Below are 14,199 nucleotides of genomic sequence, written 5' to 3'. Positions count from 1 at the left end.
GGCTTTTCATTTCGCCATGTCCCTGAAATTCAGGGGGTATGGGTTACCTCCGCTTCCTTAGACTGAATTGGCTGTTCCTGCTCGCCGGCTTTTTGCTGACGTTCACCTCGTCTTATGGGCAGACCTATTTCATCTCGCTGTTTGCGGGTGAGATCAAGGGCGAGTTCGGGCTAAGCGATGGGCAGTGGGGCGGCATCTATACCATTGGCACAACCCTGTCTGCGGTGGTGATGATCTGGGCCGGAGTATTGACTGACAATTTCAGGGTACGCGCCTTGGCATTTGGCGTGATGATCGGTCTTGCGATGGCCTGCCTTGCGATGGCAGCTGTGCCAAACTGGGTTGGCCTGATCTTTGTAATCTTTGCGCTGCGCTTTACCGGGCAGGGGATGTTGTCACAGCTTGGCGCGGTGGCGATGGTGCGTTGGTTCGAGGCGGCGCGCGGCAAGGCGCTTTCTATTTCGTCGATGGGATTTGCCATTGGACAGGCGTTTCTCCCGATCATTTTTGTGGCGCTCTTTGCTGTTTTTCATTGGCGCAGTCTTTGGGTCATCGCGGCTGTGCTTGTGGTGATTACCATTCCGGTGCTCATGCTGCTGTTGCGTCAGGAACGCACGCCCCAGTCCATGGCGAAAGAGGCGCAGATTGCTGGCATGCATGGCCGACACTGGGCGCGGGCTGAGGTCCTCAAATCAGGTCTGTTCTGGTTGATGATACCGCTGATTGTTGGTCCGTCAGCATGGGGAACGGCGCTGTTTTTTCAACAGGTTCACTTTACCGAAGTTAAGGGATGGGAGCTGGTTGCCTATGTTTCGCTTATGCCGACCTATGTCCTGTCCGCAGTGATCGCGACCTTTACCTCAGGGTGGGCCATCGACCGGTTTGGGGTCAGCCGGGTTGTCCCGTTTCAGATGTTACCCTTTGCGCTGTCCTTTGCGGTGTTGGCCTATGCCGATACGCTGTTCATGGCTGGTGTCGGGTTGGTGATATTTGGTGTAGGGCAGGGCATACAATCGACCGGTGCATCGGCGTTCTGGCCAGAATATTATGGGACCAGGCATATCGGTGCGATCAAGGCTGTGGCAGCGGCGCTTATGGTATTTGGATCCGCAATCGGGCCGGGCGTCACAGGGGCGTTCATTGATCTGGGCATCACATTCCCGGAACAGATGATCCCGATTGCGGTCTATTACGTCCTTGCCGCAGGCCTCGCAACATGGGGCATCGTCAAATATCGACCAGCACTGGGCCGTTAGCGGTGTCTTCTGAGATAGACATAATAGGCGCCGCCGCCGCCATGGCTTACGTGCGCTTGGGTGATTTGCAATACCGCCGATGACAGTGGCGGCTTCGCCAGCCATTGTGGGACTTGATGCCGCAGCACGCCGTGCCGAACGGGAATGGGGCCGCCATCATCCCGTAACTTGCCCTTGCCGGTGATCACCAACACCAACCGCTTACCACGGGCGTGCGCAGACAGGATAAACTTGGTGAGTATTGGATGCGCGTGATCCAGCGTCATGCCGTGCAGATCAATCCGCCCTTCCGGCTTGAGCTTGCCACGTTTGAGTTTACCAAATGCCTTTTGGTCCATCTGAACCGGCGCACTGCTGATTTGATCTGGCAGCGATGGTGCTAGATTGTGCGGCAAGCGGCGCAGTTTCCCCTCGGGCTTTCGCATCACAACAGGTTTTGATTTGCGCAATGTGGTAAGCGCAGGGGCAGGGGCGTCAATTTCGGGCGTGAATAGTTTCTTCAGGTCCAAACGCTCTGTCCGCTCGGTCACTTTGCGCCATAGCTCCAGATCGTCCTCGTTTAATCTACCCTGCATTCGGCCCCGCTTCATATCGCACTTTCAGGCAAAAGCGCATATGCGCGCTGGATTGGCATCAATACCAACATGCGGCCCGGATCGCGTAATCTGCCAGCCTCGCGGCCTGCCTTGTCACCTGTCCCAAAAAATACATCGGCGCGTTGAGCACCTTTGATCGCAGACCCGGTATCTTGGGCGATCATCAAACGGTGCAAAGGTTTTTCGCCTTCCTTTTCGATCCAGACGGGCGCACCGAGTTGCACATAGCTTGGATCAACCGCAATTGTCCGCATCGCCGTGACCGATCGGTTCATTGCACCCAAAGGCCCCTCATCAGAGGGCACTTTGCTGACTTCACGAAAAAACACATATGACGGGTTGTGCAACAAGAGTTCCCGCCCCTCGTCGGGATTGCGCCGCACCCAGCTTTTGATCACATCTGCGCTGACCTGATGGGCATCATAGACACCTCGCCTGACCAATTCGACGCCGATAGATCGATATGGATGCCCGTTGGCCCCACGATAGCCAACGCGAAGGAACTGTCCGTTCGGAAGCCGCACTCGGCCAGACCCTTGAATTTGCAAAAAGAAAAGCTCAACCGGGTCGTCGACCCAGGCAATTTCAAGCCCGCGGCCCTTCATAATGTCTGTGCCAAGGATTTGACGCCGGGTGAACCACGGGTTTGACTTGAGGGCCTCAGGTGGCATGGCATAAATCGGGTATCGAAACCGGGCGGATTGATAAAGATCACCGTCCAATTCGGGTTCAAAATACCCGGTGAACATTGCGTCATTACCATCATCAATCAGCACAGGACGAAAAAACAGCTCAAAGAACTGGCGCGGATCGGGATCAGCCTCGGCAAACTTGCACAGCGCGCGCCAGTCGGGGTCTTTCATATCGCGACAGGTGTTCAGAAAAACCTTTAGAGCCTGGGCATGATCATCCTGTGCCCACCCGTCCAGCTGATCAAATTCCAAGACCTGATACCGCACATCTGAAGCGCTGGCGGGGCTGGTCATAAAGACCGCCCCAATCCATGCCAATGCGCAAATCGCATGGCCTACCCGTCTGTGGAAACCAACAACCAATTTGGATCATCCGAGCCCATGATACGGGCAAATACCCATGTATCTTTTTGACGTTTGATTTCTGTTAAGCTGCCTTCGATTATATCTCCGCCTTTGTCCCGCACTGCTGACGTCAGTTCGGCACCAAAGCGAATGGTCATTTCTGCCTCTTTGGTATCAGGATCAAGTGAGGCATTCACCAGCGTTGTCTCTCGTACGCCGATAAAGTTGGCTTCAATGGTCAGGCCCTGATCCTCGCGGGCGGCAACGCCGTCAACAAAGCTCTCGTAGATGTCTTCCGAGAGAAATGGTTGAATTTCGGCCAGATCACCACGTTCGTATCCCATCACAATCATCTCGTAAGCACCCTTGGCGCCAGACAGAAAATCGCTCACGCCGAATGAAGGTTCAATGCGCTTCATTGCGGCCAAGGCTTTGCCCGCATCGCTGTCTTCTGCAACGTGATCGGTGATGTCCAGATCCGGACCACCCTGGATCACTTCAAGGGCCGGTCCCGTGCGCCGTGACGGACTTTGATCGGTCACAGGAGGTTTTTCAAAACCTTCCCGTGTCCCGAGAACATTTTTCAATCGCAAAATCAGGAATACGGCAATACCGGCCAACACCAGAAGCTGTATCATAGGTGAATTCATCGGAACCTCTTTTGGGCAAAACATGGAAACATGCGTGTCGATGTCTTATGTAGGTGCTTGATAGGGGCAAGTCCACTCTGACCCCACCAAAAGGAGCCAAAGCCATGTGGCTATTGATCGCGTTTATTGCTGTTCCGCTGATTGAGATAACTTTGTTTATCCAAATCGGTGGTGCAATCGGGCTGGGATGGACCTTGGGAATTGTAGTTCTCACGGCGATTTTGGGGACTTGGCTTGTTCGGACACAGGGTGCCATGGCGCTGGGGCAACTGCGGTCGTCGTTCTCTGATATGCGTGATCCCACTGAACCTTTGGTGCATGGTGCAATGATCCTGTTCGCTGGTGCGCTTTTGTTGACACCGGGTTTCTTTACGGATGCCGTCGGATTTTCGTTCCTTGTACCCCAGATCAGACAAGCCGCGTTCAATGCGATCCGGTCTCGCGTGAATATACAAAGCTTTGATGCGCCCGGCACAGGTCCCAGAAGGCAATCTGCCAGAGGTGATGTGATTGACGGGGAATACCACGAGATTTCAGAAGAAGAAGCCAAGTCCAAGGGCCCGTCTGGATGGACAAAGCATTGAGGGTGGCGGGGCAACCTGATAAGGCCGCGTAAATCTGATTTTAAGCTGAGGGAGCCAATCATGGCAGAAGCAGAACAACCAAAAGCGCCGCAAATGCGTGTCTTGGGTCAATTCATTCGCGATATGTCCTTTGAGAACATCATGGCGCAAAAAGGCGCGCCCACAGATGTGCAGCCCGACATCCAGGTTCAGGTCAATCTTGACGCCAAGAAACGCACCGCTGATAACCAATACGAGTCAGCCATCAAACTGAATATCACATCAAAATCCAAAACCGGCGACACGACGCTTTTCCTGTTCGAAATTGACTATGTCGGCATCTTTGACATTCAAAATGTTCCCGAAGAGCAGATTCATCCCTTTCTCATGATCGAATGTCCGCGGATGATTTTCCCATTCTTGCGTCGTGTTGTCAGCGACGTTACACGTGATGGTGGATTCCCGCCGCTTAACCTTGAAAACATTGATTTTCTTGCGCTTTACCGTGGCGAAATTGCCCGCCGTCAGGCAGAAACGCCGCCAAAAGCAGACGCTTAACCCCTACGCCACATCGCATCGTCGCCCAGTTTGCTGATGAAGTCAGCGTGGGCGGCGGCCTCTTTTTCGGTCAGCCGCGAGGGCAGTGGGGTCGGTCGTGGGGCTGCAGTCCAGTCACTACTCGCATCACCCGATTTACGCTCTGGTTTTGCGGATAGTGCGAAATCTGGTTGCCGCCCGCCGATCAGCTCCAGATAGACTTCGGCCAGAATTTCGCTGTCCAAAAGCGCGCCGTGCAAAGTCCGCGATGTGTTGTCGATGCCAAATCGGCGGCACAATGCGTCCAAAGATGCTGGCGAGCCCGGAAACCTTTTCCGCGCAATTGCAAGCGTATCAATCGCCTGTTCCCATGGGATTTGTGGCAGGTTCATCCATTTCAGTTCCGCATTCAAAAATTTGATGTCAAATGCAGCATTGTGGATGATCAACTTGGATTCTCCGATAAAGTCGAGAAACGCCTGCCCAATCTGGGCGAATTTGGGCTTGTCACGCAGGAATTCATCGCCAAGACCATGGACCTGAAATGCCTCATCCGGCATTGCGCGTTCGGGGTTGATGTATTGATGAAAGGTCTCGCCAGTCGCCATATGACCCATCAACTCAACCGCACCGATTTCGACGATCCGGTCACCGGATTCAGGGTCAAACCCGGTGGTTTCCGTATCTAGAACGATCTCACGCATGGCGTTGCTTTCCCCTGATATCTGCGACCACATCTTGCACCTGAAGCCGGGCGTGATCAATTGTGTCCGTCTCGATTACGTAGTCGGCGCGCGCGCACTTTTCTGCGTTTGGCATCTGTTTCGCTTTGATCGCCTCAAATTGCTCAGCGGTCATTGTGCCTCGCTCCATCACCCGGTTTTGCTGTATTTCCTCCGAAACAGTGACACATACGACTGCATCCATTTGAGCCTCTGCTCCGGTTTCGAACAGCAGTGGCATGTCGAGAACAACAACATCATTTTTCGCCGCCTCGATGAAATCTGAACGATCTTTTGCGACCAAAGGATGCACAATCTGCTCGATCTGAATCAGTGCTTCTGGTGTTTCGGAAATGATCTTTTTCAGTTCAGAACGCGAAACACACCCATCAACGATCGCTTGCGGGAAAAGGGCACCAACCGGATCAACCGCTGGGCCCCCTTTTGAATAGAGCCTGTGCACCGCCGCATCTGCATCCCACACCGCGCATCCTTCATCGGCGAACATCTGCGCGGTCGTCGATTTGCCCATCCCTATTGACCCGGTGAGCCCCAAAAGAAACATCAGCGTAGCGCGGCCGCACGTGTGGCGCGGTCAACCTCTGGCCGCGTTCCAAACCAGCGTTCAAATCCCGGCACCGCCTGATGAAGTAACATGCCAAGCCCATCAACGGTCACGCAGCCCATTTGTTCTGCGGTTTCAAGAAAACGGGTCTTGAGAGGCGTATAAACCAAATCCGTCACAATCGTCCCCGGCTTCAGTCCGTCAAGCGGCACCCGCATTTCACCCTTACCCAACATCCCCAGCGAGGTTGTGTTCACCACTAGGGACGCGTGTTCAAGCATATTGCCGGCCTGCACCCAATCAGACACCCGAACGCGGCTGCCGAAATCTGACTTTAGCTGTTCAGCGCGAACTCTTGTGCGGTTTGACAGGAAGATCTCCGGGACGCCCGCGTCAAGCAGGGATGCAATAACCGCACGCGCGGCACCACCTGCACCCAAAACGGCGGCGGGACCGGCCTTGGGCTGCCATCCTGGCGCGCCGGTTTTAAGGTTTTCAAGAAACCCATAGCCGTCCGTGTTGTCAGCGTGGATTTTGCCGTCTTTGCGGAAAATCAACGTATTGGCGGCACCAATTAGGATTGCACGATCGGTCACAAGGTCAGCAATCGCCAACACCGCTTCCTTGTGCGGGATCGTTATATTCACGCCGACGAACCCCATTTTTGGCAACATGCGGATCACGTCGGTCAAGTTGCTGCTGGCCACGTCCATAGGGATGTAATGTCCTGCGATCCCATAGGTTTTGAGCCAGTGACCATGGAGTTGCGGAGATTTGGAATGTGCAATTGGCGAGCCGATTACGCCGGCCAGCGGAATTTTTGGCAATGTCATGTGGCAAGGTCTCCGCGCAGGGTAAGATAATTCAGCAGTTCCAAAAGTGGCATACCCAAGACGTGAAAGTAATCCCCTTCAATATTCGAGAACAGCCGCACACCTTCTTCTTCCAGTTTATAGCACCCTACCGTGTGTCGAATGCTGTCCCAATTTCGCGTCACGTAGTCGGACAAATAATTGTCGCTGACCTGCCGCATCCGCAGCCGGACCTGACCGACATGCCGCCAGATCGGTTTACCGTCTTCGCAGATAACCGCCGCTGAGAGCAGGCTGTGACGGTCGCCCTGCAATGAGGTGAGCTGCCGTACTGCATCATCCCGATCAACCGGCTTGGACAACAGGGTCCCCCGATGATCCAAAACCTGATCGCAGCCCAGAACCAACGCACCTGGATGTTTATCGCTGACTTTGCGCGCTTTTATCTCTGCCAATGCATCCGCGATATCACGGGGTGTGGCCGTCTCGGCCAACATCGCCTGCTTGATCATCTCTTCGTCAACGCGGGGGCGTTCAGCAACGTGATCAACTCCAGCCTGCCGGAGCAGCTTTGCCCGGATTTCGGATCCTGACGCAAGGATGAAAGGCTGAACCATGTGGATAACCCTGTGTGTCTCATTAAGGACGACTTAAGGACTGGTTCTGCATAATCGGGTCCGATGATACAAGTACCTGCGGATCGCAAAGTTTCAGGGACGCTCAACCGATTCCTACAGATGCGGATAAGGAAAACTTGCGCTGCGGGAGGAATCGATGGTTTTTTGGGTTATCCTATCTGATATCCACAGTTTTTTGTGGCCATGCATCGTCTAAATACTTGTTTTCAAATACCTATTATCTAACTTCGATGTTCATCTGTGGCCTTTTATCCACGTGTGGGTAAGTACCCTGATAACTCAATAATCCACAGATTTCAGCGCCCCTACTTACAACATCATCTTTCTTATCTTCTTTATTATTATAAGAAGGGGCCAGAGATCGGAGTTAAACATGTCAGATATTCTTGCCCTCATTTACCCTTGGGTCAAAGCACTGCACATCGTTTCAGTGATCTCTTGGATGGCAGCGTTGTTTTATCTGCCCCGGCTCATGGTTCATCACACCGAAAAGGCAGGCCTCAGTGGTGAAACGCATGATCTTTTTGCAATGATGGAATTCAAGCTTTCTAACGTGATCATGCGTCCGGCGATGCACGCCACCTGGGTTTTTGGTCTTTGTCTGGTATTTACACCGGGAATCGTTGATTGGTCGATGATATGGCCCTGGACCAAAGCTGCAAGTGTGATTGGGATGACGGTTTTTCACACTTGGCTGGTGATCCGTGTAAAATCATTTGGGCGCGGCGAAAACACCCTGACGGGGCGTCATTACCGGATAATGAATGAAGTTCCGACCGTTTTGATGATCATCATTGTCTTCTCGGTTGTCGTGAAATTCTGATTTGATTGACTTGGGGTCGGGGTCTGCCTATATCTGCGCCACCACCCCGTCCGGGGATGGCGCACATCTGTAATTTTCGAAACATGAACAGCCGGCTCACTCATGCTGCAGCTGAACAGGATATTCCATGACAACTGACACTCTGAACCTTGCCGATCTTAAGGCACAAACTCCCAAGAACCTGCTAGCGATGGCAGAAGAGCTTGAGATCGAAAACGCCTCAACGATGCGTAAAGGCGAGATGATGTTTCAGATTCTGCGCGAGCGCGCGGATGAAGGCTGGGAAATCTCTGGCGATGGTGTTTTGGAAGTGTTGCAGGATGGGTTTGGTTTCCTCCGCTCCCCGGAGGCGAATTATCTTCCGGGTCCAGATGACATCTATGTTTCGCCCGACATGATCCGGCAACATTCGCTGCGCACCGGGGATACCATTGAGGGGCTGATCAAAGCGCCTGACGATACCGAGCGATACTTTGCGCTGACTGAGGTCACCAAGATCAATTTTGAGGATCCTGAGAAGGCACGCCACAAAGTCGCCTTTGAGAACCTGACGCCACTTTATCCAGATGAACGGATGACGATGGAGGTGGATGATCCGACCATCAAAGACCGTTCGGCGCGCATCATCGATTTGGTCTCACCAATTGGTAAAGGCCAGCGCTGTTTGATTGTGGCACCGCCACGGACAGGTAAGACGGTACTTTTGCAGAATATCGCCAACTCTATCGAAAAGAACCACCCTGAGTGCTATCTGATCGTGCTGCTGATTGACGAGCGGCCCGAGGAAGTTACCGACATGCAACGCTCTGTGAAAGGTGAAGTTGTATCGTCGACCTTTGATGAACCCGCGACCCGTCACGTGGCAGTCTCGGAAATGGTAATTGAAAAGGCCAAACGTCTCGTTGAACACAAGCGTGATGTGGTGATCTTGCTGGATTCGATTACCCGACTGGGTCGTGCGTTCAACACGGTTGTGCCCTCGTCGGGCAAGGTACTGACCGGTGGTGTGGATGCGAATGCCCTGCAGCGCCCCAAACGTTTCTTTGGCGCTGCGCGTAACATCGAAGAAGGTGGATCGCTGACGATTATCGCAACAGCGCTCATTGATACAGGTTCGCGGATGGATGAGGTCATCTTTGAAGAATTCAAAGGGACTGGTAACTCTGAAATTGTGCTTGATCGCAAGATTGCGGACAAACGCGTGTTCCCGGCGATGGATATTCTGAAATCGGGTACACGGAAAGAAGAATTGCTGGTTGATAAGATTGATCTGCAAAAGACCTTTGTGCTGCGTCGGATTTTGAACCCGATGGGGACAACAGATGCGATCGAATTCCTGATTGGTAAACTGAAACAAACCAAGACGAATTCAGACTTCTTTGACTCGATGAATACCTGAGTTATTTAACAATAACAAAAGGTTATGATAAATGAACACGATTTTTGCCCAAGCGACGGCACCCGGTCGTGCAGGCGTTTCCGTCGTGCGTCTCTCGGGACCTGATGCACAGCAGATCGCTTCGCAGATCTGTAGTCCCGTGCCGGACGCGAGATTGGCTGGGTTGCGCCATCTTAAAGATCTGGATGGCGAGGTCATTGATCAGGCGCTTGTTCTGTTTTTTCCGGGACCGAACAGTTTTACCGGCGAAGATGTCGTAGAATTTCATCTTCATGGGAGCATTGCCGTCGTGCGTGCCGTGCTCAATGTACTGGGGCAATTCCCAAATTCCCGGCTGGCAGAGCCCGGGGAGTTTACCCGACGCGCTCTTGAAAACGAAAAGATGGATCTGGCCCAGATTGAAGGTCTGGGTGATCTGATCGAGGCCGAGACTGAAGCGCAGCGCAAGCAGGCCTTTCGGGTACTGTCGGGGCACCTGGGCCAACGCGTTGAATCGTGGCGCAGTGACCTCATCAGAGCTGCAGCGCTGCTTGAAGCGACAATTGATTTTGCGGATGAAGACGTGCCAGTTGATGTCACACCTGAAGTCAGATCGCTTTTGTCCGGGGTGCGCACCCAGATCGTGAAGGAAGTCAAAGGGACAAAGGTTGCTGAGCGTGTCAGGTCGGGTTTCGAAGTTGCCATTGTGGGTGCACCGAATGCTGGTAAATCCACATTACTGAATGCTCTGGCCGGCCGGGATGCGGCGATTACATCGGAGAAAGCGGGTACAACACGGGATATCATCGAAGTCCGCATGGATTTGGGCGGTTTGCCTGTCACACTGCTTGATACCGCAGGTTTGCGGGACAGTGATGATGATGTTGAATCAATCGGAATTAGCAGGGCGATTGAGCGGGCAGAGACCGCGGATTTGCGCGTGTTTTTGGCTGCACCAGGGGACTCACTGATGATTTCGCCATCTGGTGAAGATATTGTTGTCACTCCGAAAGTGGATTTGTTGCCAGCCTCAACTGTCGGGATATCGGGCAAAACAGGTGTTGGCATTCCTGAATTGATTGCCCAGGTGCAGTCAGTGTTGGCACAAAGAGCAGCGTCAGTTGGTTTGGCAACGCATTTACGGCACCGGAAATCGTTAGAACAAGCTGCGACTTTTTTGGATTCTGTTTTTGACGTTCTGGACCGTGGTCCTGACCAATATGATATAGCAGCAGAAGAGTTGCGTTCAGCGATTCGTGCGCTCGAGGCTTTGGTTGGGCGAATTGACGTGGAAAACCTTTTGGACGAAATTTTCGCTAATTTCTGTTTGGGCAAATGATGGAGTGTTTCACGTGAAACATTTTGATGTGGTTGTGATCGGCGGGGGGCACGCTGGGTGTGAGGCGGCACATGCGGCGGCGCGACTTGGCGCGACTACCGCTCTGATCACAATGTCACGCGACGGTATAGGCGTTATGTCCTGCAACCCGGCGATTGGTGGCTTGGGCAAGGGCCATTTGGTTCGGGAAATTGATGCAATGGACGGCGTCATGGGTCGGGTTGCTGATAGGGCCGGGATTCAATTTCGGCTCCTAAACCGACGCAAAGGGCCAGCCGTACAAGGGCCACGTGCGCAAGCGGATCGGAAAATCTATCAACGCGAGATGCTGCAAGAGATGGTGGATCAGGAAGATCTGTCAATTCTTGAAGCCGAAGTTGTGGATTTTTGCATGGATGGCAGTGCCGTCAAAGGCGTCGTGCTCGCCGATGGCGAGATAATCAGCGCACACTCAGTGATTTTGACGACCGGTACATTTCTGCGCGGCGTGATACATATTGGAGATGAGCGGCATTCAGGTGGACGTATTGGTGATAAGGCATCGATCAAACTTGCAGAAAGAATAGATAGTTTTGAACTGCCTCTGGGGCGCCTTAAGACCGGCACGCCACCCCGTCTTGATGGGCGAACGATTGACTGGGATATCCTGGAAACCCAACCAGGGGATGATGAACCGGTTTTGTTTTCCTTCTTGTCGAAAGGCACCACAGCACGTCAAATTTCGTGCGGGATCACTCATACGAATACGAATACCCATGAAATCATACAAGAAAGTCTACACCTGTCTGCGATGTATGGGGGCCACATTGATGGGATTGGACCAAGATATTGTCCGTCAATAGAGGATAAGGTGGTTCGGTTTGCCGACAAAGCGTCTCACCAGATATTTCTGGAGCCTGAGGGCGCTGACGATCATACAATCTATCCCAACGGCATTTCCACGTCGCTGCCTGTAGATGTTCAGATTCGGTATGTTCGGTCAATCAAGGGGCTTGAGAAGGCCGAAATTCTTCAGCCGGGTTATGCAATTGAATATGATTACGTTGATCCTCGTGCGCTTGACTCGATCCTGGCAGTCAAAACTGTACCGAACCTCTTTCTGGCGGGGCAGATTAACGGGACAACAGGCTATGAGGAAGCAGCAGCGCAGGGATTGGTCGCAGGGCTGAACGCCGGATCGGCAGCCCTTGGCCGAGATAAAGTGACATTCAGTCGCTCGGACAGCTATATCGGAGTGATGATCGACGATTTAACCACGCGCGGGGTGACGGAGCCCTATCGGATGTTCACGTCCCGCGCCGAATTTCGGTTGTCCTTGCGGGCGGACAATGCGGATCAGCGTTTAACGCCGGTTGCGATAGAGCTTGGTTGTGCGTCGGACGAGCGTCGATCAATCTTTTCAGAAAAGCTGGAGAGATTGGTAAGAGCAAAAGCTTTGCTGACAGCCTCGACCTTTACGCCCAAGGAAGCAGCGTTGGCGGGTTTTCAGTTGAGTAAAGATGGAAACCGGCGGACTGCGTTTGAGCTTTTGTCCTTTCCAGATGTATCCTTTGAGAACTTAATCGAGCTTGATGCGGCGTTTGCGTCGGTCGACACCGAAACACGGCGTCAAATTGAGCGGGATGCGCTGTATTCGAATTATATTGAACGCCAGCAAAAGGATATTGACCGGTTGCGCAAGGATGAGGCGCATTTGATACCGAAGGGCTTTGATTTTAAGGGCATGGAGGGATTGTCCAATGAATTAAAGCTGAAGCTCACCGCAACCCGGCCAGCGACTCTTGCGCAGGCAGCACGCATTGATGGCATTACCCCGGCAGCGCTCACTCTTATCCTTGCCCATCTTAGGCGTGATGCACGAAAGCAGGCGGGATGACGACAGTAGGGGGTCTGGATGTTTCACGTGAAACATTTGCAAAGCTCGAGTCTTTCGCAAGATTAGTCGAAAAGTGGACGCCAAAGATCAATCTGGTGTCAAAGCCGAGCGTCCCATATCTATGGGAACGGCATGTTGTTGATTCAGTTCAGCTTTTTACCATCGCCCCCAAAACCGGGCTATGGGTTGATATAGGCAGCGGAGGCGGGTTTCCTGGTATTGTGATTTCGATTTTGTCATCGGAACAAGGCGATAGCCACAATCTGACACTAATAGAAAGTGACAAGAGAAAGGGCGTGTTTTTACGTACAGCCATTCGAGAGCTTGGGTTGACTGCGACGGTGATCTCAGATCGGATCGAAAATGTTCCATCTTTACAGGCTGATATCTTGTCGGCCCGTGCGCTGGCCGACCTTACCACACTTCTGGGGTATGCTGACAAGCACCTGAAGTCGGACGGCGCAGCACTTTTCCCAAAAGGTGAAAATTGGCTGAAAGAACATGAAGGTGCACAAGGCGTGTGGTCTTACGAATGTGAACCCATTAAGAGCTTAACCAACCCTTCGGCGGCCGTTCTAAAGATCAAGGAAATTGCCCGTGTCTGACCTCTCCCGGCCTGTTGGCCCGAAAATTATCGCGGTTGCAAACCAAAAGGGTGGCGTAGGAAAAACCACTACAACCATAAACCTTGCCGCTGCTTTGGTTGAGAACGCCAAACGGGTACTTGTTGTTGATCTGGACCCGCAGGGCAACGCCTCCACGGGTCTGGGGATTGACCTGGAGGATCGAGAGTTCACAACCTATGAACTGTTGCTGGAAGACATAGATCTGAAAGAGGTTGTTCAGGAGACCGAGATCGCCGATCTGCTGATTGTACCTGCAACCGTAGATCTAAGCTCTGCTGATATGGAGCTTATTTCCAATGAAAAGCGTAGCTTTTTATTGCATGACGCACTTCGCCAAACGCAAATGGATGAGTTTGAATTTGATTACATCCTTATTGACTGTCCACCGTCTTTGAACTTGTTGACGGTCAATGCAATGATCGCGGCACATTCCGTTTTGGTGCCGCTGCAAAGCGAATTTTTTGCACTGGAAGGTCTCTCGCAGTTGATGCTGACCATCCGGGAAGTTCGACAGGCAGGCAATAAGGACCTGAGAATCGAAGGCGTGGTGCTGACCATGTACGACAGCCGCAACAACCTTTCTCAGCAGGTGGAGCAGGATGCGCGGAGCAATCTGGGTGATCTGGTGTACAAAACAGTCATTCCGCGAAATGTCAGGGTGAGTGAGGCACCAAGCTTTGCAATGCCGGTCTTAAACTACGATAGTCAGTCTAAAGGAGCGCGGGCCTATCGCAGTCTCGCGAAAGAGCTGATCAACAACAATTAAACTGAGGGCGATGAC

16 protein-coding genes are annotated in these 14,199 nt (G+C 52.7%); 9 read left to right on the top strand and 7 right to left on the bottom strand.

Going from position 1 to position 14,199, the window contains the following annotated elements; all coding sequences use genetic code 11:
• Window positions 1-38 precede the first annotated feature (38 nt).
• The gene (locus tag ACEWL3_RS00505) at window positions 39-1,256 is read left to right on the top strand and encodes an MFS transporter (protein WP_386177084.1); all 1,218 of its coding nucleotides are present in this window, start codon (window positions 39-41) and stop codon (window positions 1,254-1,256) included.
• On the opposite strand, the gene ACEWL3_RS00500 is transcribed toward ACEWL3_RS00505, so the two are convergent.
• From ACEWL3_RS00500 to ACEWL3_RS00490, 3 genes are read right to left on the bottom strand one after another with little or no spacing between them, the layout of a single operon-like run.
• Complete coding sequence (locus tag ACEWL3_RS00500) at window positions 1,253-1,831, bottom strand: Smr/MutS family protein (protein ID WP_386177083.1); 579 nt, start codon at window positions 1,829-1,831, stop codon at window positions 1,253-1,255. The two genes, ACEWL3_RS00505 and ACEWL3_RS00500, sit on opposite strands and share 4 nt — an antisense overlap.
• Before the next feature lie 11 nt (window positions 1,832-1,842).
• Window positions 1,843-2,838 carry a murein transglycosylase A gene (mltA, locus tag ACEWL3_RS00495; RefSeq protein WP_386177082.1) on the bottom strand — a complete coding sequence of 332 codons (996 nt, stop codon included), beginning with the start codon at window positions 2,836-2,838 and terminating at the stop codon, window positions 1,843-1,845.
• A gap of 41 nt (window positions 2,839-2,879) precedes the next feature.
• On the bottom strand, window positions 2,880-3,539 hold the full coding sequence (locus ACEWL3_RS00490; protein ID WP_386177081.1) for a Tim44/TimA family putative adaptor protein: 660 nt from the start codon (window positions 3,537-3,539) through the stop codon (window positions 2,880-2,882).
• A gap of 104 nt (window positions 3,540-3,643) precedes the next feature.
• Here ACEWL3_RS00490 and ACEWL3_RS00485 point away from each other — a divergent pair, with 104 nt between their 5' ends.
• The gene (locus ACEWL3_RS00485) at window positions 3,644-4,123 is read left to right on the top strand and encodes an FxsA family protein (RefSeq protein ID WP_386177080.1); all 480 of its coding nucleotides are present in this window, start codon (window positions 3,644-3,646) and stop codon (window positions 4,121-4,123) included.
• A 60-nt stretch (window positions 4,124-4,183) separates the two neighbouring features.
• Window positions 4,184-4,660 (top strand): protein-export chaperone SecB, encoded by a 477-nt coding sequence (gene secB, locus ACEWL3_RS00480; protein ID WP_386177079.1) that lies wholly within the window; start codon window positions 4,184-4,186, stop codon window positions 4,658-4,660.
• Here the strand turns inward: secB and dnaQ are convergent.
• From dnaQ to ACEWL3_RS00460, 4 genes are read right to left on the bottom strand one after another with little or no spacing between them, the layout of a single operon-like run.
• Entirely contained in the window at window positions 4,657-5,343 is a 687-nt protein-coding gene (dnaQ, locus tag ACEWL3_RS00475; protein ID WP_386177078.1) for a DNA polymerase III subunit epsilon, read from the bottom strand. The two genes, secB and dnaQ, sit on opposite strands and share 4 nt — an antisense overlap.
• A complete protein-coding gene (gene coaE / locus ACEWL3_RS00470; RefSeq protein ID WP_386177077.1) occupies window positions 5,336-5,926 on the bottom strand; it encodes a dephospho-CoA kinase in 591 nt (196 codons plus the stop codon). Before coaE ends, dnaQ begins: the two co-directional genes overlap by 8 nt.
• Window positions 5,926-6,759, bottom strand: a complete 834-nt coding sequence (locus ACEWL3_RS00465; RefSeq protein ID WP_386177076.1) for a shikimate dehydrogenase — start codon at window positions 6,757-6,759, stop codon at window positions 5,926-5,928. Before ACEWL3_RS00465 ends, coaE begins: the two co-directional genes overlap by 1 nt.
• A complete protein-coding gene (locus ACEWL3_RS00460; protein ID WP_386177075.1) occupies window positions 6,756-7,355 on the bottom strand; it encodes a Maf family protein in 600 nt (199 codons plus the stop codon). Before ACEWL3_RS00460 ends, ACEWL3_RS00465 begins: the two co-directional genes overlap by 4 nt.
• Window positions 7,356-7,749: 394 nt before the next feature.
• Between ACEWL3_RS00460 and ACEWL3_RS00455 the strand changes: the two genes are divergently transcribed.
• The 6 genes from ACEWL3_RS00455 (at window position 7,750) to ACEWL3_RS00430 (ending at window position 14,184) form a co-directional block, all read left to right on the top strand.
• On the top strand, window positions 7,750-8,199 hold the full coding sequence (locus tag ACEWL3_RS00455; protein ID WP_386177074.1) for a CopD family protein: 450 nt from the start codon (window positions 7,750-7,752) through the stop codon (window positions 8,197-8,199).
• 127 nt (window positions 8,200-8,326) lie between these two features.
• Entirely contained in the window at window positions 8,327-9,598 is a 1,272-nt protein-coding gene (gene rho, locus ACEWL3_RS00450) for a transcription termination factor Rho (RefSeq protein WP_386177073.1), read from the top strand.
• Between the two features lie 31 nt (window positions 9,599-9,629).
• Complete coding sequence (gene mnmE / locus ACEWL3_RS00445) at window positions 9,630-10,916, top strand: tRNA uridine-5-carboxymethylaminomethyl(34) synthesis GTPase MnmE (RefSeq protein WP_386177072.1); 1,287 nt, start codon at window positions 9,630-9,632, stop codon at window positions 10,914-10,916.
• A 13-nt stretch (window positions 10,917-10,929) separates the two neighbouring features.
• The gene (gene mnmG, locus ACEWL3_RS00440) at window positions 10,930-12,792 is read left to right on the top strand and encodes a tRNA uridine-5-carboxymethylaminomethyl(34) synthesis enzyme MnmG (protein ID WP_386177071.1); all 1,863 of its coding nucleotides are present in this window, start codon (window positions 10,930-10,932) and stop codon (window positions 12,790-12,792) included.
• The gene (gene rsmG / locus ACEWL3_RS00435; RefSeq protein WP_386177070.1) at window positions 12,789-13,397 is read left to right on the top strand and encodes a 16S rRNA (guanine(527)-N(7))-methyltransferase RsmG; all 609 of its coding nucleotides are present in this window, start codon (window positions 12,789-12,791) and stop codon (window positions 13,395-13,397) included. The genes mnmG and rsmG overlap by 4 nt, the downstream gene beginning before the upstream one ends.
• Window positions 13,390-14,184, top strand: coding sequence for a ParA family protein (locus tag ACEWL3_RS00430; RefSeq protein ID WP_386177069.1), 795 nt, complete (start codon window positions 13,390-13,392; stop codon window positions 14,182-14,184). Before rsmG ends, ACEWL3_RS00430 begins: the two co-directional genes overlap by 8 nt.
• Window positions 14,185-14,199 lie beyond the last annotated feature (15 nt).

The organism is Sulfitobacter sediminivivens, assembly GCF_042611115.2.
GTDB classification, from domain to species: Bacteria; Pseudomonadota; Alphaproteobacteria; order Rhodobacterales; family Rhodobacteraceae; genus Sulfitobacter; species Sulfitobacter sediminivivens.
The sequence above is the reverse complement of the archived record's forward strand: the minus strand, read 5'-3'. Positions and strand labels throughout refer to the sequence as shown.

Coding starts and splice junctions, on each gene's coding strand:
- rho (WP_386177073.1), top strand. CDS start 8,327: ATGACAACTGACACTCTGAACCTTGCCGATCTTAAGGCACAAACTCCC.
- coaE (WP_386177077.1), bottom strand. CDS start 5,926: ATGTTTCTTTTGGGGCTCACCGGGTCAATAGGGATGGGCAAATCGACG.
- dnaQ (WP_386177078.1), bottom strand. CDS start 5,343: ATGCGTGAGATCGTTCTAGATACGGAAACCACCGGGTTTGACCCTGAA.
- mltA (WP_386177082.1), bottom strand. CDS start 2,838: ATGACCAGCCCCGCCAGCGCTTCAGATGTGCGGTATCAGGTCTTGGAA.
- mnmE (WP_386177072.1), top strand. CDS start 9,630: ATGAACACGATTTTTGCCCAAGCGACGGCACCCGGTCGTGCAGGCGTT.
- ACEWL3_RS00490 (WP_386177081.1), bottom strand. CDS start 3,539: ATGAATTCACCTATGATACAGCTTCTGGTGTTGGCCGGTATTGCCGTA.
- ACEWL3_RS00455 (WP_386177074.1), top strand. CDS start 7,750: ATGTCAGATATTCTTGCCCTCATTTACCCTTGGGTCAAAGCACTGCAC.
- ACEWL3_RS00485 (WP_386177080.1), top strand. CDS start 3,644: ATGTGGCTATTGATCGCGTTTATTGCTGTTCCGCTGATTGAGATAACT.
- ACEWL3_RS00460 (WP_386177075.1), bottom strand. CDS start 7,355: ATGGTTCAGCCTTTCATCCTTGCGTCAGGATCCGAAATCCGGGCAAAG.
- rsmG (WP_386177070.1), top strand. CDS start 12,789: ATGACGACAGTAGGGGGTCTGGATGTTTCACGTGAAACATTTGCAAAG.
- secB (WP_386177079.1), top strand. CDS start 4,184: ATGGCAGAAGCAGAACAACCAAAAGCGCCGCAAATGCGTGTCTTGGGT.
- ACEWL3_RS00465 (WP_386177076.1), bottom strand. CDS start 6,759: ATGACATTGCCAAAAATTCCGCTGGCCGGCGTAATCGGCTCGCCAATT.
- ACEWL3_RS00505 (WP_386177084.1), top strand. CDS start 39: ATGGGTTACCTCCGCTTCCTTAGACTGAATTGGCTGTTCCTGCTCGCC.
- ACEWL3_RS00500 (WP_386177083.1), bottom strand. CDS start 1,831: ATGCAGGGTAGATTAAACGAGGACGATCTGGAGCTATGGCGCAAAGTG.